Origin of the sequence: Nocardia jiangxiensis NBRC 101359, assembly GCF_000308615.1 — a bacterium.
GTDB lineage: Bacteria > Actinomycetota > Actinomycetes > Mycobacteriales > Mycobacteriaceae > Nocardia > Nocardia jiangxiensis.
In genome coordinates this window covers 587,560-609,436 of sequence record NZ_BAGB01000041.1, presented here as the reverse complement: position 1 = coordinate 609,436, position 21,877 = coordinate 587,560, and the positions used below count along the sequence as shown (strand labels likewise).

Annotated in this window: 22 protein-coding genes; 11 read left to right on the top strand and 11 right to left on the bottom strand. The window is 67.4% G+C overall.

The genetic code is table 11. The features are described 5' to 3' along the window. Positions 1–37 precede the first annotated feature (37 nt). From ON40_RS16890 to ON40_RS16875, 4 genes are read left to right on the top strand one after another with little or no spacing between them, the layout of a single operon-like run. Positions 38–1,117, top strand: a complete 1,080-nt coding sequence (locus tag ON40_RS16890; RefSeq protein WP_040823497.1) for an ABC transporter substrate-binding protein — start codon at positions 38–40, stop codon at positions 1,115–1,117. Continuing rightward, complete coding sequence (locus tag ON40_RS16885) at positions 1,114–1,974, top strand: ABC transporter ATP-binding protein (RefSeq protein WP_040823494.1); 861 nt, start codon at positions 1,114–1,116, stop codon at positions 1,972–1,974. Before ON40_RS16890 ends, ON40_RS16885 begins: the two co-directional genes overlap by 4 nt. Continuing rightward, entirely contained in the window at positions 1,967–2,956 is a 990-nt protein-coding gene (locus tag ON40_RS16880; RefSeq protein WP_083895685.1) for an ABC transporter permease, read from the top strand. Before ON40_RS16885 ends, ON40_RS16880 begins: the two co-directional genes overlap by 8 nt. A 20-nt stretch (positions 2,957–2,976) precedes the next feature. Further along, positions 2,977–4,326: an LLM class flavin-dependent oxidoreductase gene (locus ON40_RS16875; RefSeq protein ID WP_040823492.1), complete on the top strand. Its 1,350-nt coding sequence runs from the start codon at positions 2,977–2,979 to the stop codon at positions 4,324–4,326. 160 nt (positions 4,327–4,486) lie between these two features. Here the strand turns inward: ON40_RS16875 and ON40_RS16870 are convergent, their stop codons facing one another. The 3 genes from ON40_RS16870 to ON40_RS16860 all read right to left on the bottom strand — a co-directional run bounded on the left by ON40_RS16870 (position 4,487) and on the right by ON40_RS16860 (position 7,483). Then, a complete protein-coding gene (locus ON40_RS16870) occupies positions 4,487–5,038 on the bottom strand; it encodes a P-loop NTPase family protein (RefSeq protein WP_040823489.1) in 552 nt (183 codons plus the stop codon). Positions 5,039–5,275: 237 nt separating this feature from the next. Further along, positions 5,276–6,556, bottom strand: a complete 1,281-nt coding sequence (locus tag ON40_RS16865) for a PucR family transcriptional regulator (protein ID WP_063713020.1) — start codon at positions 6,554–6,556, stop codon at positions 5,276–5,278. Positions 6,557–6,853: 297 nt separating this feature from the next. Further along, entirely contained in the window at positions 6,854–7,483 is a 630-nt protein-coding gene (locus ON40_RS16860; protein ID WP_040823486.1) for a TetR/AcrR family transcriptional regulator, read from the bottom strand. A gap of 134 nt (positions 7,484–7,617) precedes the next feature. Between ON40_RS16860 and ON40_RS16855 the strand changes: the two genes are divergently transcribed. Together ON40_RS16855 and ON40_RS16850 are read left to right on the top strand one after the other, a co-directional pair. After that, a complete protein-coding gene (locus ON40_RS16855) occupies positions 7,618–8,988 on the top strand; it encodes an ABC1 kinase family protein (RefSeq protein WP_040823483.1) in 1,371 nt (456 codons plus the stop codon). A 50-nt stretch (positions 8,989–9,038) separates the two neighbouring features. Beyond that, positions 9,039–9,770: a TetR/AcrR family transcriptional regulator gene (locus tag ON40_RS16850; RefSeq protein WP_051193182.1), complete on the top strand. Its 732-nt coding sequence runs from the start codon at positions 9,039–9,041 to the stop codon at positions 9,768–9,770. A 32-nt stretch (positions 9,771–9,802) separates the two neighbouring features. Here the strand turns inward: ON40_RS16850 and ON40_RS16845 are convergent, their stop codons facing one another. From ON40_RS16845 to ON40_RS16835, 3 genes are all read right to left on the bottom strand, one after another. Beyond that, the gene (locus ON40_RS16845; protein ID WP_040823478.1) at positions 9,803–10,819 is read right to left on the bottom strand and encodes an AurF N-oxygenase family protein; all 1,017 of its coding nucleotides are present in this window, start codon (positions 10,817–10,819) and stop codon (positions 9,803–9,805) included. Positions 10,820–10,980: 161 nt separating this feature from the next. Beyond that, the gene (locus ON40_RS16840; protein ID WP_040823476.1) at positions 10,981–11,874 is read right to left on the bottom strand and encodes an LLM class F420-dependent oxidoreductase; all 894 of its coding nucleotides are present in this window, start codon (positions 11,872–11,874) and stop codon (positions 10,981–10,983) included. A gap of 66 nt (positions 11,875–11,940) precedes the next feature. Then, positions 11,941–13,041, bottom strand: coding sequence for an alpha/beta hydrolase family protein (locus tag ON40_RS16835; RefSeq protein ID WP_040823473.1), 1,101 nt, complete (start codon positions 13,039–13,041; stop codon positions 11,941–11,943). An 81-nt stretch (positions 13,042–13,122) separates the two neighbouring features. On the opposite strand from ON40_RS16835, the gene ON40_RS16830 reads away from it, so the two are divergent. From ON40_RS16830 to ON40_RS16820, 3 genes are read left to right on the top strand one after another with little or no spacing between them, the layout of a single operon-like run. Further along, the gene (locus ON40_RS16830) at positions 13,123–13,980 is read left to right on the top strand and encodes a tryptophan 2,3-dioxygenase (RefSeq protein WP_040823470.1); all 858 of its coding nucleotides are present in this window, start codon (positions 13,123–13,125) and stop codon (positions 13,978–13,980) included. After that, positions 13,977–15,200, top strand: coding sequence for a kynureninase (locus ON40_RS16825; protein WP_040823467.1), 1,224 nt, complete (start codon positions 13,977–13,979; stop codon positions 15,198–15,200). Before ON40_RS16830 ends, ON40_RS16825 begins: the two co-directional genes overlap by 4 nt. Further along, positions 15,181–16,026 (top strand): PaaX family transcriptional regulator, encoded by an 846-nt coding sequence (locus ON40_RS16820; RefSeq protein WP_040823464.1) that lies wholly within the window; start codon positions 15,181–15,183, stop codon positions 16,024–16,026. Before ON40_RS16825 ends, ON40_RS16820 begins: the two co-directional genes overlap by 20 nt. A 15-nt stretch (positions 16,027–16,041) precedes the next feature. Here the strand turns inward: ON40_RS16820 and ON40_RS16815 are convergent, their stop codons facing one another. The 3 genes from ON40_RS16815 to ON40_RS16805 all read right to left on the bottom strand — a co-directional run bounded on the left by ON40_RS16815 (position 16,042) and on the right by ON40_RS16805 (position 18,280). After that, positions 16,042–17,013 carry a serine hydrolase gene (locus ON40_RS16815; RefSeq protein WP_051193181.1) on the bottom strand — a complete coding sequence of 324 codons (972 nt, stop codon included), beginning with the start codon at positions 17,011–17,013 and terminating at the stop codon, positions 16,042–16,044. A 126-nt stretch (positions 17,014–17,139) separates the two neighbouring features. After that, positions 17,140–17,817: a PASTA domain-containing protein gene (locus ON40_RS16810; RefSeq protein WP_040823461.1), complete on the bottom strand. Its 678-nt coding sequence runs from the start codon at positions 17,815–17,817 to the stop codon at positions 17,140–17,142. Positions 17,818–17,869: 52 nt separating this feature from the next. Further along, complete coding sequence (locus ON40_RS16805; RefSeq protein WP_040823458.1) at positions 17,870–18,280, bottom strand: DoxX family protein; 411 nt, start codon at positions 18,278–18,280, stop codon at positions 17,870–17,872. Positions 18,281–18,354: 74 nt separating this feature from the next. On the opposite strand from ON40_RS16805, the gene ON40_RS16800 reads away from it, so the two are divergent. Further along, positions 18,355–19,212 carry a sigma-70 family RNA polymerase sigma factor gene (locus ON40_RS16800; RefSeq protein WP_040823456.1) on the top strand — a complete coding sequence of 286 codons (858 nt, stop codon included), beginning with the start codon at positions 18,355–18,357 and terminating at the stop codon, positions 19,210–19,212. Positions 19,213–19,214: 2 nt separating this feature from the next. Here ON40_RS16800 and ON40_RS16795 read toward each other — a convergent pair whose 3' ends face one another. After that, positions 19,215–20,081: a LysR family transcriptional regulator gene (locus ON40_RS16795; RefSeq protein ID WP_040823453.1), complete on the bottom strand. Its 867-nt coding sequence runs from the start codon at positions 20,079–20,081 to the stop codon at positions 19,215–19,217. Between the two features lie 83 nt (positions 20,082–20,164). Here ON40_RS16795 and ON40_RS16790 point away from each other — a divergent pair, with 83 nt between their 5' ends. After that, positions 20,165–21,409, top strand: coding sequence for an MFS transporter (locus tag ON40_RS16790; protein ID WP_051193180.1), 1,245 nt, complete (start codon positions 20,165–20,167; stop codon positions 21,407–21,409). A 6-nt stretch (positions 21,410–21,415) separates the two neighbouring features. Here ON40_RS16790 and ON40_RS16785 read toward each other — a convergent pair whose 3' ends face one another. Further along, the gene (locus ON40_RS16785) at positions 21,416–21,859 is read right to left on the bottom strand and encodes a MarR family winged helix-turn-helix transcriptional regulator (protein WP_040823450.1); all 444 of its coding nucleotides are present in this window, start codon (positions 21,857–21,859) and stop codon (positions 21,416–21,418) included. Positions 21,860–21,877: the final 18 nt, after the last annotated feature.

Genomic DNA, 21,877 nt, shown 5'->3' with positions numbered 1-21,877 from the left:
GCTGTATCACAGGCGTATTCAGTGAAAGTTCCACCTCATGCTGTTCCGATTACGGCGATCGCGCATGGTGCGCGCCCTCGCCTGCACTCTGGCCGTCCCACTCGCGGCCGCCGTCCTGAGCGCGTGCGGCACCCACGGGGTGAGCACCACCGCGGACGGTAAGACCGTCCTGCGGTATCAGGGTTCCACCGGCACCGTCACGCCCTTCGAGCTGGCCGCGGATCTGGGGTACTTCGCCAAGACCCGGCTGCAATGGCAGGGGGATACCACCAGTGGTCCGGCGAATATCCAGGCCGCGGCCACGCAACAGCTCGAATTCGGCAGCGCGTTCAACGGCGCCGTGGTCAAACTGATCGCCGGTGGGGCGCCGGTCACCTCGGTGCTCAGCTCCTACGGGGCCGACGAGCAGTCCTACACCGGTTATTTCGTGCGCGACGACTCCGGGATCGCGACCGCTCGGGACCTGATCGGCAAGAAGGTCGGCGTCAACACTCTCGGCGCGCACCACGAATTCATCACCCGTGAGTGGTTGCACGAGCAGGGACTGAGCGACGCGGAGATCGCCCGGGTCCAACTCGTGGTGCTGCCGCCCGCCAGCACCGAGGAGGCACTGCGCACGGGGCAGATCGATGTGGCCGCCCTGCAGGGCGTGTTCCTGGAAACCGCCGTCGCTCGCGGCGGAATTCACACGCTCTACACCGACAAGAATCTGTTCGGCCAATTCGATTACGGCACATACGTGTTCCGCAACGACTTCATTCAGCAGCATGCGGACGCGGTCGGGGATTTCGTCCAGGGCACCGCCCGCGCGATCCGCTGGCTGCAGGTGACACCGCGGGATCAGGTGGTGGCGCGTTTCGCCGACATCATCCACAAGCGCGGGCGCAACGAGAACACCGGTCTGCTGAAGTACTACAAGAGTTCCGGCATTCCCGTTCCCGGAGCGGTGATCGCGGACAAGGAACTGCAGATCTGGATCGACTGGCTGGTACGCAACCACCAGTTGACGGCGGGCAAGGTCGCCGCGAAGGACATCTACACCAACAAGTTCAATCCCTATGCCAACGGCACATATCCGCCGATCAGCGGACCCGGCGGCGAGAAGGTGGCCAAATGAGCACATCGGCGAAACTCGTGCTGAGCGGGGTGCGCAAGGAGTTCCGGGTTCGCGGCACGCGGGAGAATTTCACCGCGCTCGACGATATCGGGCTGGAACTGAACGACGGTGAATTCCTCGTGCTGGTCGGTCCCAGCGGTTCGGGTAAATCGACGCTGCTGGATCTGGTGGGTGGTCTGAGCAAGCCCAGTGCCGGGCAGCTGCTGCTGGACGGGCGGCCGATCACCGGGCCGGGTCTGGATCGTGGCATCGTCTTCCAGCAATACGCGCTGCTGCCGTGGCGCACCGCGCGGGGCAATATCGAATTCGGCCTCGAGGCCAAGGGGATTCGCCGCCGGGAGCGTCGCTCGATCGCGGAACACTACCTGGAACTGGTGGGGCTCGACGGATTCGGTGATCGGTATCCGCACGAGCTGTCCGGCGGTATGAAGCAGCGCGTGGCCATCGCTCGCAGCCTGGCGTTCGACCCGGAGGTGCTGCTGATGGACGAGCCGTTCGCCGCACTCGATGCCCAGACGCGGGAGACGTTGCAGGACGAACTGCTACGGATCTGGCGTAGCACCGGCAAGACCATCCTGTTCATCACCCACGGCATCGACGAGGCGGTGTACCTGGGCCAGCGCGTCGCGGTGCTGACCTCGCGCCCGGCTCGGGTCAAGGCCGTCGTCGAGGTCGATCTCGATCGTTCGGACGATCCGGGCCGCGACACCGAGACGGACCTCCGCTCCTCCGAGCGGTTCCGAGAAATCCGCCACCACATCTGGACGCTGCTGCACACCGAGGTCACGCGGGCCGAACAGCTCGCCGACGCCGCGGCGTCCCCGCAGGGAACCGACCGGAGGTCCGCACATGTCTAGTGCACTGTCCAGCGCCGACCAGGCGATCGATATACAGCAGCTTGCCGCATCGACGCCGGACGAACTCGCACGGCTCGACGCAGCGCCGACCACGGATTCCGTTGTCGGGCAACCGCATCCGGGTGCGCTGCGATCCGGCAGCGTGGATCCCGTTGCGGCACGGGCCGATGCCGCCGCGCCAGGCAGGTATACCGCTGTGCGGCTGCTGCGTGCGACCGTCCGGATCGCGTGGCGGTTCGGCAAACCGCTGGTCGCGATCGCGCTGTTCCTGGCGTTATGGGAGATCGCGCCGCGGATAGGGCTGGTCGACCCGGTCTTCCTACCGCCGTTCTCCACGGTCGCGCAGTCCTTCGCGGAGCTGGTCCGCAACGGGCAGATGTGGGAGCACGTCTCCGCGAGCCTCGGTCGGTCACTCGTCGGTTTCGCGCTCGCCGTGGTCACCGCGGTGCCCGTGGGTGTGGCCATCGCCTGGTACCGGCCGGTGGCCGAGTTCCTCGGACCGATCCTGGAACTGTTCCGCAACACCGCCGCCCTGGCGCTACTGCCGGTGTTCGTGCTGATCCTCGGCATCGGCGAGACCTCCAAGGTCGCGCTGGTGCTGTACGCGGGCTTCTTCCCGATTCTGCTCAATACGATCACCGGTGTCCGCACGGTCGACCCGCTGCTGGTGAAATCCGCTACGTCGCTGGGGTTCTCCTCGGTGCGACTGTTCCAGAAGGTGATCCTGCCCGCGGCGCTGCCCGCGATCTTCACCGGTCTGCGCATGGCGGCCTCGAGTTCGATCCTGGTGCTGATCGCCGCCGAAATGATCGGCGCCCGAGCCGGACTCGGCTATCTGATCACCGCGGCCCAGCAGAACTTCCAGATCCCCGACATGTATGCCGGCATCATCGCCATCTCTTTGGTGGGGCTGGTGTTCAACGGCGTACTCCTGGCCGTAGAACGACGACTCTCGCGCTGGCGCACCAGTTCCGGTCAGTAAACACCGAAGGATTCACATCGATGTCGCACTCCGGCAAGACCTTTCACATCAACGCCTTCCTGATGGGCGTCGGCCACCACGAGGCCGCCTGGCGGCATCCGCGCACCGAGGAACATCGGCTGCTGGACGTCGAGCACTTCCGGGAGTTGGGCCGCATCGCCGAACGCGGGCGGCTGGACTCGGTGTTCTTCGCCGACAACCTGGCCGTGGGCCCGCGCATCGAGCGCAACGCGCCGGCGGTGTTCGAGCCGATCACCCTGCTGTCGGCGATCGCCACGGCCACCGAGCACGTCGGGCTGATCGCGACCGCGTCGACCAGTTACAACGAACCGTTCAATCTGGCACGCAAATTCACCTCGCTCGATCACATCAGCCACGGCCGGGCCGGATGGAATATCGTCACCTCCGGAAATGCCGAGGAGGCGTACAACTTCGGATACGACGCCATTCCCGAACATGCCCGGCGCTACGAGCGCGCGCAGGAGTTCCTCGATGTCGCGCTGAATCTCTGGGACAGTTGGGAATCCGATGCGCTCGAACTTCGAACCGCCTCCGGCGTCTTCGCCGATCCGGACAAGGTGCACCGGATCGATTACAGCGGTGAGCGATTCCGGGTGCGCGGCCCGCTGAATTCGCCGCGCAGTCCGCAGGGACGTCCGTTGCTGGTGCAGGCCGGATCATCGGAGAGCGGAAAGGAATTCGCCGCCCGGCACGCCGAGGCGGTGTTCACCGCGCAGCGCACCCTGGAGGAGGGCCGCCGCTTCTACCAGGATCTGAAGTCGCGGCTGCCCCGGTACGGCCGGTCGCCGGACGAGCTGAAGGTGCTTCCCGGTCTGGTGCCGTTCATCGCCGACACCGCCGAGCAGGCGCGGGCGCTGGAACAGGAGTTCACCGATCTGATCTCGCCCGACTACGCCCTGCGGCAACTGTCCGGCATGCTCGGTGTCGACCTGACCGAACACGCCCTCGACGCACCGCTGCCCCCGCTACCCGCCGAGAGCGACATCCAAGGCGGCAAGAGCAGATTCACCCTCGTGAAGGAACTCGCCGAACGCGAGGAGCTCACCGTCCGGCAGTTGATCGGCAAACTCGGCGGCGGCCGCGGACACCGCACCTTCGCCGGAACTCCCGAGCAGATCGCCGACGAACTGCAATCCTGGTTCGAGTCCGGTGCGGCCGACGGCTTCAACATCATGCCCCCATACCTACCCGGCGGCCTCACCGATTTCGTCGACCGCGTAGTCCCGATCCTCCAGCAGCGCGGCCTGTTCCGAACCGAGTACACCGCCACCACATTGCGCGGCCACTACGGCTTGCCACCTGTCGAGAGCCGCCGCTTCACCCCGATTCCGACCGCCGCGGGCGCCTGAAACCGGCCTCGCTACGCGGGCCGGGGCCGTCTGCGCGCGGCACCTTGCTCGAGGGGACAGGGCCTGTGGCAATTGACGGCACGCCCTGCCGATCGATCCCCAGCGGTTCGTCGGTGTCCGGGACCGGCGACCTGGATGTGCGGATACCGACTCGGGCGGTTCACATCGAGCGGCGGAGGTCGGCGAGAAATGCGTCGGCGGCGCGATGCGATCGGATGCGAACGAATTCGATGTGCCGGTAAGCCGGGTCGTCCTGCGCGGCCTCGTAACGTATTCGGTTGGTGGGGTGTGATTTCCAGGACCAGATGATAATCGACCGTTGCGGATCGAGCGAGATGAGATCTCGCCAACTCTCCCGGTTGCCGTTCCACAGCGTGCGCCGGGTGAGTACCCGGCCCAGCGTCCGCAGGACGATCTGCCGCAGAACCAGGGTGCGCGGCAGATCGAACCAGATCACGGTATCGGCGTTGCGCCACAGCAGATCTCCGAGTTTGCTGTGATAGTTGCCGTCGGCCACCCACGTCCCGGTGGTGATTCGCTCGGCGACCGCGGCGCGGAATTCGTTCTCGGGCATCGGAATCCATCCCGGTTGATGGTGGATGGCGTCGAGTTCGATGTGCGGTATGTCCAGCTGCCGGGAGATCCGTTGGGCCAGCGTGGTTTTACCCGATCCGGACGTTCCCGCCACCACGATCCGTCGTCGGGTCACCATCGGTTTGCCTCGCCGGGCCGGTCACGTCTGCGGAATGCCGAAGCGGGCCACCGTGGATCGCGGCTGCTCGCGGCCTCGAATCCGCGCATGTGCCCCCTCCGGTGCGCTCCGAATCGGCTGGACTCTCGTGGCTCGTCGCCCCGAACAGAGGATACCGCTGCGGGATGCGGAACCGGGCTGCTGTTCGACGCGGTAGTCGCCCCGGTCGGGGATGCCTTGGCGGACAAGCGGTTCGGGTCAGGCGCAGTCGCTGTCGAGGCGGTTCGTGTCGTGGGCGGCGGGCAGGCGCAGGGGGGTTGCGGGGGTGAGGTGTCTGCCCATGCGGGCGACCAGCGCGGAGTGTAGGTACCACAGACCGGTGGTCTGGGACGGGTCGAAACCGGTCAGGCCCGCGATGCGGCGGAGGCGGTAGTCGACGGTGTTCGGGTGGACGTCCAGTAGGCGGGCGGTGCGGACGCGGCTGAGGTTGGCGGCGATGTAGATCCGCAGGGTCTCCAGGAGATCGGGGTGTTCGTCCAGGGGGGTGAGCTGGGTTTCGAGTGCGTCGCGGGCGATTCCGGGGCGGGTCAGCTGGTATTGCAGGGCCAGTTCGGTGAAACGGTACAGACCGGGGCCCAGGCCCAGATGTTGCACGGTGTCCAGTAGTTCGTGGGCCAGGTGGGCGGCGCCGGGGACCTCGTGCGGGCGGGCGGTGACGACCGTGACGGTGATCGGCGTCCGGGCCGCGCGGGACAATCCGCCGACCAGGCCCTCGAGTTCGGAATCGGTTGCGGCCGTGGATGGTACGAGAACGGTGCCGCCGTCGACGGAGAGCAGCGACAGCGCCTCGCCCGCGAGGGCGGTCGCCAGCTCGGCCTGCACCCGACGCAACTTGCGCCGGGCGACGACCTGGCGGTCCAGATGCGGGCGGGACTCGTCGGGATGGGCCGCCAGGCCCAGAGCCAGGACGAAATACCGGTCGGCGATCGGCAATTCGCGCGCTCCGGCCGTCGCGGTACTGGTCCCGGCGAGCAGCGCGGAGGTCAAGCTGTGTGCTGCGGTTTGCTGTTCGGCGGCCTCGGCGCGACGCTCGCGCACGTACGCCATGCCGACCGCGGCGGTGAACACCTTCGACAGTTCGAGGATCGTCATGGTGGCGGTATGCACGCCGGCACAGTTCGCGGGACTCGTGCGCGCGAACATCTGGTCCAGCACCACGGTGGACCCCGTGCGAATCGCGGACAACACCGCATCGATGGGGATGTCGGCGCGGGCGCATCCGGCCGCGGCGTTCTCCAGGCGTTCGGCGGGGCAGGGGAGCGGTCCGCCGTTCATGCCCTGGATCATCAACTCGGTGCAGGCCCGCACGACGTTCTTGATATCCGCGGCGATGAATTGCTCGGACTGCTCGGAGATTTCGGCGGATTCGGCGAGCCGGGCCAGCACGACGCGGGTGAGTGTGTCGACTTCGCGTACCGACGGGGACATCGGCTGTTTCAGAGCATGCGGTTCGAGGCGGGCGAGGCTGTCGATCGTCACGTGTGACCTCCTGTCACCGTCGTCCCCGCGCCGGTTGCACACGGGGCGGGCGTCCGGTCGGTCGGCTGCTTTGCTGTTACCGAACGTCTGCCCTATCGAAGACGGTAATCCGAGCGGTAGCTCACCTTCTACTCCTCTTCGGGTAATTCTCAGCGGGCGCTAATTATGTCTCCTACCAGCGCATATGGCAGTGGATGGACGGTCCTGCGGAGTGGCGGTGACCCCGATAGATGGCAGAGTGCTCACCTTTGGCCTCTGCCGGGTCTCCAGTGGCGTGCGGGAACGATCGGCGGCGTGTCACGCGGCCTGCGCGGCGAGCTGGGCCTCGCACCAGGCCGCGATCATCTGCGCGGTCATGGCGATGGCCTCGTGCCGCTCGGTGCTGTCCACCTCGAGCGCCGAGGCCCGCAGCACGGCGGCGAAACAGGTGTTCATCAGTACGAAGCTGGTCATGTCGTAACGGTGATCGTCACCGGGACCGAGGATCTGGATGACCATCACCTTCACCAGCAACCGCAGTCGCGGCTCGAACTCGGGAATTCCGCTGTTGTAGAACTGGACTCCGGCCACCAGGGCCCGCACCAGCCGGGCGTTGTCCACCAGCTCGTCGGTGATGACCTCGAGGATGCGGGTCACCTGTTCCAGGATGGACCGATCGGACAGCCCCAGCGCATGCTGTGTGAGCCGCTGTTCGACACTCTCCAGCAGGCGGCGCAACAGCTCCTCGACGATGACCGCGCGATCGGAGAAATAGCGGTAGACGGTGCCGATGCTGATTCCGGCCTCGGCCGCGATCCGGTTTGTGGAGGTGTCGGCGATACCGCGCTCGCCGAACAGTCGCGCGGCGGTGTCCAGGATGAGTTCCCTGGTCGCCCTGGCACGTTCCTGGGTCGGACGGCGACGCTGGCCAACAGATTTCGGCGGCATCGCTACCCTCCTGCCTGCGATCGGAAAAGATGAGCGGCGCTCAGCTTAGACCGGCTCGGGTTGCCGAGATCGGGAAAATTGCGAAGAGTGTGGCGCACCCGCGCGTCGCGGCGCGGGTGAGGGAGGTTCGGACAATGGGTGCTCGGGTGCCGAAAGGCCGTCTGGCGCGCGGCGGCAAACTGGGCAGGCTGGCCGCGGAACAGACCATCCGCGGGGTGGGCACGCGGTTGTCGATGCTGGGCCGCACCGAGCAGGCCCGGCAGGTCCTGGCCGAACGCTCCACCCTGCGGGCGGCGCAGCAGCTGGTCACCGTACTCGGCGGGTTGCGCGGTGCGGCAATGAAATTGGGGCAGATGCTCTCGGTGCTGGACGTCGATCTGCTGCCCGCCGAACATCGGGAGATGTTCCGCGGCAAGCTCGCCGAGCTGCGCGACCACGCGCCGGAGGTGCCGTTCGACCGGATGCGGACGGTCATCCAGGACGATCTGGGTCCGTTGTCGCGAGTGTTCGCCGATTTCGACGAGACCGCGGTCGCCGCGGCCTCGATCGGACAGGTCTACCGAGCCAGGTTGCGCGATGGCCGGGAGGTCGCGGTCAAGGTCAAATATCCAGGCGTGGACGAGGCCGTCGAGGCGGATATGCGCAATCTGGCGATGTTCAGCAGGCTCTGGAAATCCATTCTGCCGAGCGCGGCCGACGGTGACGTACTGGACGAGATCGCCCGCAACATCGGCAGTGAACTCGACTATCCCCGCGAGGCCCGCAATCAGCATCGCGTGGCGCAGCGCTATCGCGGCCACCCGTACATCACCGTGCCGGACAGTATCGAAGAGTATTGCGGGCCAAGCGTTCTGGTCACCGAATTCGTGGACGGCCGGTCCTTCGACCGGCTTCGGGACCTGCCCGACGCCGAGCGCGATCGGCTCGGCGAGCTGATCTATCGCTTCTACATCGATCCGGTGTTCACCGATTACGAATTCTGCGGCGACCCGCATCCGGGCAATATCCTGCTGGGCGCCGACGGACGCCTGGCCTTCGTGGATTTCGGGCTCTACCACAGCATGGATCCCGCACACGTCGAGCTCGAGCGCGCGGCACTGCAGGCCGCGGCCGAACATCGCGGCCAGGATCTGCACGACGGGTGGGCGAGCCGGGGGATCATCGACCCGGATTCGGGTGTGACCGTGCAGGAATGCCTGGATTACGTCTGGGCCGCGACCGGCTGGCATCTGCTCGACGAGCAGATCACCCTCGATCCCGAATTCGCCACCGGTGCGGTGGTTCTGGCGGTCGATCCGCGCTCGGCGGAGTTCCGCGGCATGCGCAGTCAGCGGCTGCCTCCCGAACATGTGTTCTCGCGTCGGGTGGATCTGTTCACCCTGGCCGCGCTGGGGCAGCTGCACTGTACGAACAACTGGCACCGGCTGGCGCGGGAGTGGATGTACCGCGAACCGCCTGTGACCGAGATCGGCCGTGCGATCGCGCGCTGGCAGGACTCGCGCTGATCTCTGCGCGACCGGCACGGGCGCGGGCGGCCTGGGCCTACACTGCTGGGGTGTCCACAGCAGCGGCGTCCCCGGAGGTGGCGGGCGGTCGACAGACGCGCTGGCAGCCGCACAACGACCAACGCCGGGCGCTGATCGTTCAGGCGGCCATCGAGCTGGTGGAGGAGACTCCCGCCGGTGCGGACATCTCTGCCCGGCAGATCGCCGCTCGGGCGGGTCTGGCCAAATCGGTGCTGTACCGCCAGTTCTCGGGCCGCGAGGAACTCGATCGCCGGGTGCGTTCGGCGATCGGTGATCGTTTCACCGACGCCCTGGACGCGGCCCTGGACATCGGTGAGGGTTCGATCGCCGAGATCCTGACCCGTGCGGTGGGCGTGGTCGTCGACTGGATCTGCGACCATCCGCGTCTGCACGAATTCCTGCGCACCGGCCCCGCCGAGGGCGACGAGGAGGGCAGCGACGCCCTGAGCGGTCTGCTGAGCAGCATCACCCGGCGTGCCGCGCGACTGGTGACCGGTCTGGGCGGTGTGGTCGGCGTCGCCGACCCGCCGGTGGTGGACACCATGACCTTCGCGATCGTCTCGATGACCGAGGCCACGGTCACGCGCTGGTCCCGCGACCCGAACCCGCCGCTGTCCCGGCAGCGGCTGATCGCCGAGGTGGCGAGCTACGCGTGGAACGTCCTGGACGGCGTGGCCCGCACGCACGACGTCGTCCTGGACCCGAATCTGCCGCTGCTGCAACTGATCGAGGCGCTGGCCACGGCCGAGCCGCAGCCCTGACCCGCGCACCGTGGTCCGGCCGGGTGGCGGCGTCAGGATGCGGCGGGGCGGGCGGTCGGCGGGTTGAGCCGGCGAGGGGGCTCGCTGCGGTAGCGGGACGAGTCGCCCTCGATGTGCAGCAGTTGCCAGACCTTGCGCGCCAGCGGGGGACGCAGGCCCAGGTCGTCGGCCAGTTTGCGGACGTCGTCGAAGTAGCTGGACAGGATCCGGCGGGAGTGTGGCCCTCGCCAGAATGCCTCGCGGAAGACCTCGCGGGGGATGTCGAATCGGGTCGCGAAGGATTTCGGCGGGGTCATGATCTCACCCGCGAGCCAGCGCATGGCCAGCGGGAATGCCAAGGCGCACACCGCTTTTCCGGACGTCCCCATCTTGGCGATGTGGGCGGTGAGGAATTCGTGCGCGAAGGAGATGTGCCGGGCCTCCTCGGCGATGTGGATCTGCATCGTGCGCAGCACCGCGGGCGGCAGGCGGTCTCCGGCCCGGATCATCGCCTTCTGGTAGTGGTCGATGGGCTCCTCGCCGCCCAGGATGCCGATGACCAGGATGACGTGCGCATATCCGCCCGCGACGCCGATGAACGGCGACAGCGCCCGGAAGGCCGGCCGCATACCGGGGACGTCGACGCCGATCCGGTTGACCAGCTCCTGGAACATCTGGATGTGGTTGCACTCCTCGGTCATCTCGTGCATGCAGTACCGGAATTCCGGCGCCCCGTTGGGCAGTTTGAGCACGTACTGCATCAGCCCGCGGATCAGCACCGTCTCGAAGGCCAGACCGACCTTGACCACATTGGCCACGCGCCATCGGCCGATCTCGATCTGCCGTTCCAGCGGCAGCGCCCGATACCAGTCGGTCGCGCCGAGCGGATCGATCTCGGGATCGAGCACCCAGCGCGGGTCGTCCGGATCGATCGCCAGTTCCGGGCTGTCCCAATCGATGTCGAGATAGGGGTCGAAATTCCGGTGCACCGATCCGTCGGACAGTGTCGCCAGCATGTCGCGGTAGTGCGCGCCGAACGGGTCGGCGCGCCGGGTATCGGACAACGTCATCGGTGCCTCCTGAGCCAGTGCCGGCGATCCACCCCGGTTCCTGCGGGTGCGATACGCCGGCTCGTCCCTCCAGGGTATATGGGACTCGGGGTCTCATACAATCCCGTTATGGTCGAATGTCGGGAGGTCGCCGGGTATCGGGGGCGTTCGCCGGAGTCTGATCAGCCGATCTCGGCGAGGCGGGGGGCGATCTGCTCGCCGAATCGTTCGACCCAGCCCGCGGGGTCCGGGTTGCCGGGCAGCGGGCCGACGTTGAGCAGGTCGAATCCCAGGGCGGCGCACGCCTCCGCGTTCTTCAGGTAGGCGTCGGTGTCGGTGAACGGATCGGTGAAATGTCCGGTGTGCATGCGGATTTCGGCAGGGTCGCGGTCGAATGTCTCGCAGTGCCGGTGCAGCACCTCGATCTTGTGCGGCAGTTCGGACAGCGGTGCGTTGGTGTGCCAGACGTCGGCGTACTGGGCGACCATGCGCAGCGTCTTCTTCTCGCCGCTGCCGCCGAGCAGGATCGGCGGGCGGTTCCGGATCGTGCCGCCTTCGGTGGCGCGGATCGGCTGCGGCCGGCAGATGGTCTCGGCCAACTGGTAGTGCTTGCCCTGGTACGGGCCGTCGTTCTCACTCCACATCTGCAGGCAGATCTGCAGGGTCTCCTCGAGCATCTCGAACCGGTCGCGCAGCGGCGGATACGGCACGCCCAGGGCGGTGTGTTCGCGCTCGTACCAGGCCGCGCCCAGGCCCAGCATGGATCGTCCGCCGGACAGCACGTCCAGGGTGGTGGCGATCTTCGCCAGCAAGCCCGGATAACGGTAGGTGACGCCGGTGACCAGCATGGTCAGGGTGATCTTCTCGGTCCGCCCGGCCAGGAAACCCATACTGGTGTACCCCTCGAGGAACGGATCCTCCGCCTTGCCCACGGCCTCCATCTGGAAGAAATGGTCGGCCAGGGTGAATATCTCGGCGCCGGCGCGCTCGGCGGCAACGGCGGTGCGGGACAGGGTGGGGCCCAGGGCGGCGGGGTCGCCCGGCAGGAAGTCGATGTAGTGGACGGCGAAGCGCATGGTGGTGTTCCTTCCGTCGGTTGGATGTGTTCGCCAGTCTAGATTAGACAGTGCCAACTGTACAGTTTATCTGTCATGATTTGCCGCTCGCGCGATCTCGGCGACCGTGCGGGACCAGAGTTCGTCCGCCGGGTCGATGACGGCGAAGTGGTTGCCCGGCCCCTCGATGTACGTCACCGGATCGTCGAATGTCACTGCCGTGGAATGGTATTCGCGGCTCATCTCCAGGAGGTTCGGATCGTCGTGCACGGCGCTGACGACCAGGTGTGGCAGGCCCAGTGGTAGCCGGTCGATGGGGGACGAGCGTCGATAGATCTCCGGTTGTTCGGACCGGTGGCCGCCCAGCGCTCCGGCGGTCGCGTTCTCGCTGAGTCCGCGCGCGTCGGCCAGGCGCAGATCCAGCACACCGGCCAGGCTGATCGCCAGGATCGGGCGGACGGCCGCATGCTCGGCGACCGCGTCGGCCGCGGCCCGCAGGGCCAGCTGCGCCCCGGCCGAATGTCCGGCCAGCACGATCCGCGCGGGATCGGCCGCCTCGATCTCGCCGAGCGCCCGCACGGCGGCGGCGGTGTCGTGAGTCGTTGCCGCCCAACCGTATTCATCGGGACGGCGGTATTCCACGTTCCAGCTGAGATATCCCCGGGCGGTCAGGTCGATCGCGAGGGCGTCCATGAGATCCGCGGCCCAGCGGGACCGCCAATAGCCGCCGTGGAACAGCGCGACGGCGGGAAATGGGCCGTTCCCGTCGGGGATGCGCAGTTCGGCGTGCTGCTCGTGCTGGTCGCCGTAGGGCACGACCGTGGCTGGATGCAGGCGGTGGTGATACCAGCTGTCCACCGCGAAGCGCAGGCCGTCGAGGCCGCGTTCGCGGATGTGCGCCCGGATGCCGACGGACCGATCGGCGGGCGCGCGTCCGAGGTCCAGCCGGATCGCTCCGGTGGGCGGCGCGGTGAACTCGGCGCCGTCGCCGGGAATCGCGATGAACTCGCCGCGTTGCGCCGCGGATTCGGCGGCAGCGGTGAATTGCGCTGCGTCCGCGGCGAAGACGACCTCACCGATCAGCCTTCGGGCATGCAGTGCGCGATCGATCAGGGCGGCGGCGGTACGGCGATCCGCCACGGTATCCGGGGCGAAGACGATGTCGACATGGGCTGTGGAGGTGTGCACGAGCGGCTCCCGATGACATGGATGCAGCGGTCGTCAGAATTATGTAATATGTGAGGGTAGTCGAATACCGGTGAGGTCAGCATGGGCGCACATTCCGGCAGCAGGGCCATCGAACCGGGCGTCGTCCGGGATTTCCGCGCGCGCCTGAGCTACGGCGAGTATCTGGACCTGGACACGCTGCTCAGCGCCCAGAAACCGGTGAGCCGCCCCGAACATCACGACGAAATGCTGTTCATCATCCAGCATCAGACCAGCGAGCTGTGGCTCAAACTTGTCCTGCACGAAATCCTCGCCGCGCGTGCGGCTCTGGACGAGGACGATCTGGGCGCGGCGCTCAAGGGCGTGGCGCGGGTCAAACACATCCAGAAGACGCTGACCGAACAGTGGTCGGTCCTGGCGACGCTCACGCCCACCGAATACGCTCAGTTCCGCGGCTTCCTGGGCAATTCCTCGGGATTCCAGTCCTATCAGTATCGCGCGGTCGAATTCGTACTCGGCGCGAAGAACGCGGACATGCTGGAGATCTTCGACGACGATCCGGCGGCTCGCGCGCTGCTGAGCGGCCTGCTCGGTGAACCGAGCCTGTACGACGCGTTCTGGCACTGTCTGTCCCGCCTCGGCTACGCCGTGCCCGAGTCCGCGCTGACCCGGGTGGTGAGCGCGCCCTACACGATGAATCCGGAGCTGATCCCGCTGATCGGCTTCGTCTACGAACATCATCGCGAACACTGGGCGGCGTACGAGGCATTCGAGGAGTTCGTCGACCTCGAGGAGAACTTCCAGCTGTGGCGCTTCCGGCATATGCGCACCGTCCTGCGCACCATCGGGACCAAACCCGGCACCGGCGGATCGAGCGGTGTGGGATTCTTGCGTAAAGCGCTGGAGCTGAGCTTCTTTCCCGAACTGTTCGCGGTCCGCACGGAGATTGGACGTCGATGACCACTGCACTGCTCGCCCGCGCCGCCGAGCTGGATGCGCGAGATCCGTTGCGCGCCTGCCGCGATCTGTTCGTCGGCTCGGATGATCCGGCGGTGATCGCCTATCTGGACGGCAATTCGCTGGGCCGCCCGTTGCGGGCCAGCGCCGAGCGGATCGGCTCGTTCGTCACCGACGCGTGGGGCGGGCGGCTGATCCGCGGCTGGGACGAACAATGGTTCGACCTGCCGATCACCATCGGGGACATGCTCGCCGACACCGTCCTGGGCGCGGCTCCGGGCCAGACCACCATCGGCGATTCCACGACCGTGCTGCTGTACAAGCTGGCTCGCGGTGCGATCACGTTGCGGCCTGGCCGAACCGAGATCGTCGTGGACCGGGACAATTTCCCGACCGACCGCTACATCCTGGAATCCATTGCGCAGGACCACGATCTGACTCTGCGCTGGATCGAACCGGATCCGCGCGGCGGTGTCGGCGTCGAGGAGTTGTCCGCGGTCGTCTCCGAACGCACGGCGCTGGTCGTCCTCGGACACGTCGCGTTTCGCTCCGGATACCTGCTGGATGCCGCGGGCGCGGCGCGGGTGACGCACGACGCGGGCGCGCTGCTGTTGCTGGACCTGTGCCACTCGGTCGGCTCGGTACCGCTCGAACTCGATTCCTGGGCAGTGGATCTCGCGGTCGGATGTACCTACAAATATCTCAACGGCGGTCCGGGATCACCCGCGTTCGCGTACGTCCGGGCCGAACATCAGGACCGGTTCCGGCAGCCGGTGTGGGGCTGGATGGGCCGCGAGCAGCCGTTCGAGATGGCGCAGGGATATCGACCGGCGCAAGGGATTCGGCAGATGATCAGCGGTACGCCCCCGATTCTGGGCATGCTGGCGATCCAGGACACCCTCGCGCTGATCGGTGCGGTCGGCATGGCCGCCGTGCGCGCGAAATCCATTGCGCTGACCGAATATTCCTTGGATCTCGTGCGCGAGCTGTTGGCTCCGCTCGGTGTGGAGATCGGATCACCGCAGGACCCGGCCCGGCGCGGTGGTCACGTCATCATCGATCATCCGCGGTTCGCCGAGATCACCGGGAAACTGTGGAGTCGCGGCGTGATTCCCGACTTCCGGCCGCCGCGCGGGCTGCGAATCGGATTGAGCCCGTTGAGTACGAGCTTCGGTGAGGTGGCCGCGGGCATACTGGCGATCCGTGACGAACTCATCGCCTGAGCACGCGATCCTGGACGATTTCGACTCCCGTCCGGGCAGCGCGACCTCACTCATCCGCACCGTCCTGGGAGCGTATCGAGGTGAACTGGGCGGCTGGGCGGCCATCGCCGAACTCGTGGAGCTGATGCGGGAGTTGGGCATTGCCGCCGATGCGACCCGGATCGCGGTGACCCGGCTCAAACGCCGGGGCGTACTGGTGTCCGCGGTCCGCGACGGTCGCGCCGGATACCGCCTGACCGCCCAGGCCGAGGCGATGTACGCGCGCGGTGATCGCCGCATCTTCGGATTCCGGCAGATGACCGACGCCGACCCGTGGCGGCTGATCTCGTTCACCATCCCCGAAACCCTGCGTGCCACAAGGCATCAGCTGCGTCGCCGACTCGGCTGGATCGGCTGCGGAACCGTCTCCCCGGGACTGTGGATCGCACCGGAGTACCTCGCCGCCGAGGTCACCGATATCGTTGCCGCACTGGGCCTGTCGGACTGTGTGACGACTTTCCTGGCCACTTCGGCAGTGGTTCCGGACTCGATGGCCGAGGCCGCGGCCCGGTGGTGGGATCTGGAGGGCATCGCGGCACGCCATCGCGAATTCCTCGCGCACCATGCGAAATCCGCCGACGCCCGGCAACTCACCCCGCGCGAGGCATTCGTGGAATTCGTTCCGCTGCTGGACGAATGGCGGATCATCCCGTACGTCGATCCGGGGTTGCCGCCGTCGATGCTGCCCGCCGACTGGCCGGGCGTGCGGAGCGTCGGCCTGTTCGCCGCCGCTCGTGATCGGTGTCTGACGACCAGCCGCGAATGGGTTCGGACCCTGCGGCAGTAGCGGATCCGCGGACAATCAGTCGACGGTTCCCTGTAGGACGCGCACTCCCGCGGTGAGCGCATTACCCCCGGCGGTCCAGCTGACCCCTGCGGGTTGGCGGCTCAGCACCACGACCACGTAACGCAGTGGCTGCCCGGCTCCCGCGCCGACCAGACCTGTGGTGTCCAGAGTGGTGGAGTCGTCCAGGGACATCCAGCCCTGTTTGATGGCCCAGTCCGCGCCGGTGAGTCCGTCGGGGATGCCGAAGTACTGGTCGGTGCCGTCGGCGGCGGTCTGCTCGGCGCCCTGCAGATCGGTCATGATGACATCGCGGGCCGGTTGCGGGACCGTGCTCAGCAGATACCGGTACACGGTCACGACATCCTGTGCGGTGGTGAGTGTTTCACCCCACTGGCTGGCATCGCTCGGCGCGCTGGTGCCGCTCAGGCCCATCAGATCGGCCATCCGGGTGACGATCGCATCGCCGCCGTCGGCGTCCCACAGCGTATCGGCGATATCGTCGTCGCTGGCCGAGAGCATCTGCTCGAGCTGCCCGGTGGTCGCCGGATCGGTCTGCCAGCCTCGGGAATTCAGCTCGTCCAGGGCGATCAGCAGTTTGACCACCGACGCGGTATAGAACTGCTGACCACTGTCCAGATCGGCGACCGTCGCACCGGAGGTGGTGTCCACGACATCGATGCCGACCTGCGTGCCGGGGGAGGCGGACTGAATCGCGGCCTGCATCTTCTGTGCCAGCGCCTCCGGTGACACCTGCGGCGCGGTTCCCGCGGAACCACTCGGCAACTGCGGAATCGGCAGGCTCGGCACAGGTACCCCGACCGCCGATGCGGTGGGTGCGCTACTGTGCTGTGCGGCAACGGAATTATGTGCCGCGGCCCGAGCCAGCGGCGTCGCGATGACGCCCACGATGATCGCCACGACGGCGACAGCGCCGACGACGACCCACAGCCATCCACGTCGCGCCGAGCGCGGCAATATCGAGTCCATACTTCATTCATCGGCACCAGCCTGTGTGGACCTCGAGATGGCGATGCCAGCTTGCTGCCAACCGGTCTCGACAGCGCGGAATCACGAGTGCGGCGGCCTGTTTCGGTGACGACCGCCACAGGCGAGTCAGCTCGCGGTCCGACCGGTCGGTTCGGGCAGCTCCGGAATCGATCGCAACGGCGGCATCGGCTGACGCGGCTCGCGCACACCGGAGCCGCCGTCGTTGCGCCGCAACCACAGTCGCACGGCCGAACCGCCGGCCACCCGGGCACCGGATTCCGGGCTCTGATCGGTGACGAACCAGCCCGATTCGGCCGGATCCGGCAGTGCGGCATCCGGATCGGCGCTCGCGGCGGCCAGCCCCTTGCCGGTGAGCGCGCGCAGGGCCGCGGCCCAGTCGAGTCCGACGACCGAGGGCACTTTGACGTTCGCGCGCCGGCGCCGATCGGGCGCACCGGCCTCGAGCAGATCCCTCTCCCACTCGCTGACCTCGACCGCGGCCGATTCCGCTGCCGGACGGGAGGATTCGACGCCCTCGGGCGTGGGTTCGGAATCCAGATCCCGCCAGCGCTCCCAGGCCGACTGCCTGGTCACGCCCAGATATGTGGCGATCTCGGCCCACGACTTGTTCCGCCGGCGCGCGATCCGCACCGCGTCGAGTTCCCATTGATCCAGCAGCCTGCGCACCGCGCCGATATCGGCCAGTGCGGTGAGTGCGTCGTCACCGCTTCGTGATCCGCCGCGACGAGAAGTGAGCCGACGCCATGCGGCCCCGCCCTCGTCCGGTACCTCTGCCTTCGTCATGCTGTAAGGATATCCTGACGCGGCGGATCGGCCCAGGGGTCGCGCCACGCCCTCAGCGAACAGCGGGCCCCGGTCGTCGGCTCGGCGGGCGCAGGGCCCACGACAGGACCGTCAGCGCGGTCATCACCGTCAGCACGGCCACCTCGCCGACCGCGTACCGCTCGGTCAGATGAGACGCGATGGCTCCGGTGTAGACGAAGAACGCGCCCGCATACGCCCATTCCTTGACCACCGGACGCCCGGGCATCAGCAGCGCGATCGCGCCGAGAAACTTCCAGATGCCCAGCAGCACCAGGAAATACGTGGGATACCCCAGGTGCACGACCAGATCGCGGACATAGGGGATACGAGCGATGTCCCAGACGCCACCCACGCCGAGTTCGGCGGCGATGAGCACGGTGGCGGTCCAATAGACGATCGAGCGGGTGTGCGTGGCGGGCGAAGACAAGGTCGATGCGGCCATTTCGGCGGCCCTCCTGACTAGGCTGGTGAATACCTCTCACACCTATGGCGGATGCCGTCCGGGAGATGTGACAGATGGCCGATTCCCTCACGCGAGAACTCGAGCAGAGCCGGGCCCGGCTGCGGGCGATGGCCTATCGGATGCTGGGTTCGGTGAGCGATGCGGATGACGCGCTGCAGGAGGTGTGGTTGCGCACCCGGCGCACATCCGAGGATGCGGTGCACAATCCGGGCGGCTGGCTGACGACGGCCCTCGCACACACCTGCGTGGATCTGCTGCGCTCGCGCAGCGCGCGGCACGAGGTTCCGATCGGGGTACGCCTGCCCGATCCGATCGTCACCGCCGACGGCCATACGACACCGGAAACCCAAGCGTTGCTGGCGGATTCGATCGGTCTGGCATTGCAGGTGGTACTCGATCACCTGGATCCCGCCGAACGGGTCGCCATCGTCCTGCACGACAGCTTCGCGGTGCCGTTCGGCGAGATCGCGGCGATTCTGGACCGCTCACCCGAGGCAGCACGGCAATTGGCCAGCCGGGCGCGACGCCGAATCCGTTCGGTCCCCGCCCCCGAAGGCTCCCCGGACGATCAACGTCGCGTCGTGGACGCCTTCTTCGCCGCGGCTCGACGCGGAGATCTCGCCGCGCTGGTGCGGGTTCTGGCTCCGGATGTGGTCCTGCGCGGTGATCTGGGAACCGGAAAGCTCTGGGAGAGCACCGGATCCGAGGATGCCGCGGCCCAGGCGGTGCGATTCGCGCATCCGCGTGCGGTGTTGCGGCCGATCCTGGTGAACGGCGCGGCCGGGACACTGGTCACCGTCGACGACCGGGCGGCGTCCCTCATGGCGTTCACCGTGACGGGCGGTCGAATCGCCGAGATCGACGTACTCGCCGATCCGCACCGGATCGCGGCCCTACTGCCCGATGGGTGAGCTCACCCGAGGTTTCGCAGCGTCTCGATGACGGTCTGCGCCGCATGTGACGGAGTGCGCTGCGCATCGTGCGCCACGGTCAGTTTCCAGGGGATCACGCCGTCCGCGGGAACGATGTGGACCAGGTCGTGCCGGCGTTCGGCGACCGAGCGCGGCACCAGCGTGACTCCGAAGTCCTGGACGGCCAAGTCCAGCGCGAACTCCTGATCGGCGACCTCGATCACGCTGCGGCGCAACGGGAATCGTTCATCGGCGATGGTCCGGATGCCCCAGCCCGGCGGATAGTCGATGAACCGCGTTCCGGCCAGTGCCGCGGGCGGGAACGGCCGCCCGGCGAGCGGATGGTCCGGCCGCACGCACAGCACCACGGTCTCCTCGATGATCGGATACAGGTTCAGGCCCGGTATCTCGTCGGCGGAACCGGCCAACAGGGCGATATCGAGACTGCCGTCGCGCAGTCCGGCGATATTGCCGCTCATTCCCGAGATGCTCTGCCGCATCTGCAGGGTCAGCGCCGGATAGCGCCGATGCATATCGGCGAGTACGGCGGCCAGGTCCAGGGAACGGATGTTCATCAGATTGCCGATCACCACCTCGCCACGGACCTCGCCGCGGGCCGCGGCGATCGCTTCGACGATCTCGCGCCGGGAGCGCACCATCGATCGGGCCGGTGCGGCGATGGCGCGTCCGGCCTCGGTGAGTTCCAGCCCGCCCGGAGTCCGGTCGAACAGCCGCGTCCCCAGTTCCCGTTCCAGTTTCGCCACGCTCGTCGATACGGCGGACTGCACCAGATTCAGTGATCGCGCCGCCGCGGTGAACGATCCGGCCTCCCGGCAGGCCAGGAAGCATTCGATCTGACGCAGTTCCATCTCGCGAGCCTATCGACGACATCCACGACAGTGATGGGGGTATCGAAATCCATCGCTTCCATTGATCGGCCGGGTGCCGGACCATGGATGGAGTGAGTGTTTCGACCGTCGCCGCGCCGCAGCAGGCCCGGCTCACCCGTCTGCTCGTGCTGGTGTTCGCGGTGACCGCGGGATCGTCCGCGGGGTGTCTCTACTATCTGCAGCCGCTGCTGCAACAGGTCGCGAGCGATCTGCGCATCTCGACCGCCACCGCGGCGCTGCTGGTCAGCGGCGCCCAGGTGGGATATCTGTGCGGGCTGGCGCTGCTGGTGCCGCTGGGGGATTTCCTCGAACGCCGCCGGATGGTTCCGGGTCTGCTGGCCGCCTCGGTGGTGGCTCTGGTCGTCTCGGCCGTCGCGCCGAACTTCCCGACGCTGCTGGTGGCCGTGTTCGTCACCGGGATCACCGCCTCCGCGGCGCAGGTCGTGGTGCCGTGGTCTTCGTCACTGGCCGAACCGGGACGTCGCGGTCAGGTCGTCGGCACGGTGATGAGCGGACTGCTGCTGGGCATCCTGTCCTCGCGGGTGCTCTCCGGTGCTGTCGCGCAACTGGGCGGCTGGCGCACGGTACTGGTCGTGGCGGGGGCGATTCAGCTGGTGATGTCGGTGAGCGTCTATCTGCTCACGCCCGCCACCGGCCGGGCCGCGAGTGGTGAACGTTATCGCGAGGTGCTCGTCTCGATCCTGTCGCTGATCCGCCTGCACCCGATGCTGCGGCATCGCATGCTGCTGGGTTTCGTCGCGATGGCTTGCTTTTCGGGTGTGTGGACCGCGCTGGCCTTCCTGCTGGCCGGTGGGCACGGGAGCCACTATCACTATTCGGAGGTCGTCATCGGACTGTTCGGCATCGCCGGTGTGGCCGGGGCGCTGGGCGCGCCCGTGGTGGGCCGGTTGTCCGATCGGGGACATCTGCGTCCGGTGACGACGCTGGTGTGGGTGGTGCTGCTGGCCAGCTGGGCGCTGCTGGCCTGGGGCGGACATTCGATCATCGCGCTGATCGTGGCGCTGCTGGTCTTCGACTTCGGAATCCAGGGCATCCAGCTGTCCAATCAGAGCGCGATCTACGCGCTGGATCCGGCCGCGCGCAGTCGGCTCACGACGGCCTACATGGTGATGTACTTCCTCGGCGGCGTCGCCGGATCGGTCACCGCGGGCGCGGCCTACCAATCCGGCGGCTGGTCGCGGGTCTGCGAGATCGGTGCGGGTGCGACGGTCGTCGGGATCGCGCTGTGGGCGGTGTTCGCCCGGCACATTCCGGCCCATGCGACCACCGCGGATACGCCGGACTAGATCCGTTCAGGGACGTGGCCACGGACGGCCGTGATAGTGCTCGATATCGGTGTTCAGGCGCTCGAGATAGCCGACCAGCGCGCCCAGATCATCCCGGGACCAGTCCGCGAGGATGGTGTCCAGGTGGCGGACCGCGGCGGCTCGATCGGCCTCGAGTTGTTCGGCCCCCTGCTCGCTGACCTGGAATTTGCGGGCCATCCCGCCGTCCGGATCCGGAATCCGGTCGACCAGTCCCGCGCGGCGCATGGCGGCGGTCTGCCGGTTCACGGTCGAGGCGTCCAGACCCAGGGCCTCGCTCAACTGGCCGATGGACATCGCGCCTTCCATGCGCAGCCGGTACAGCAGCGTGTACGCGCTGCGATCCAGGCGGCCCGCACCGCGCTGCGAGGTCAGGCTGTAGCGACCGAGCAGCATCGTCTCGAACTCGAGCAGGTCCGTGAGCTTGTCCATGCGGTCCTTTCGCCTCGG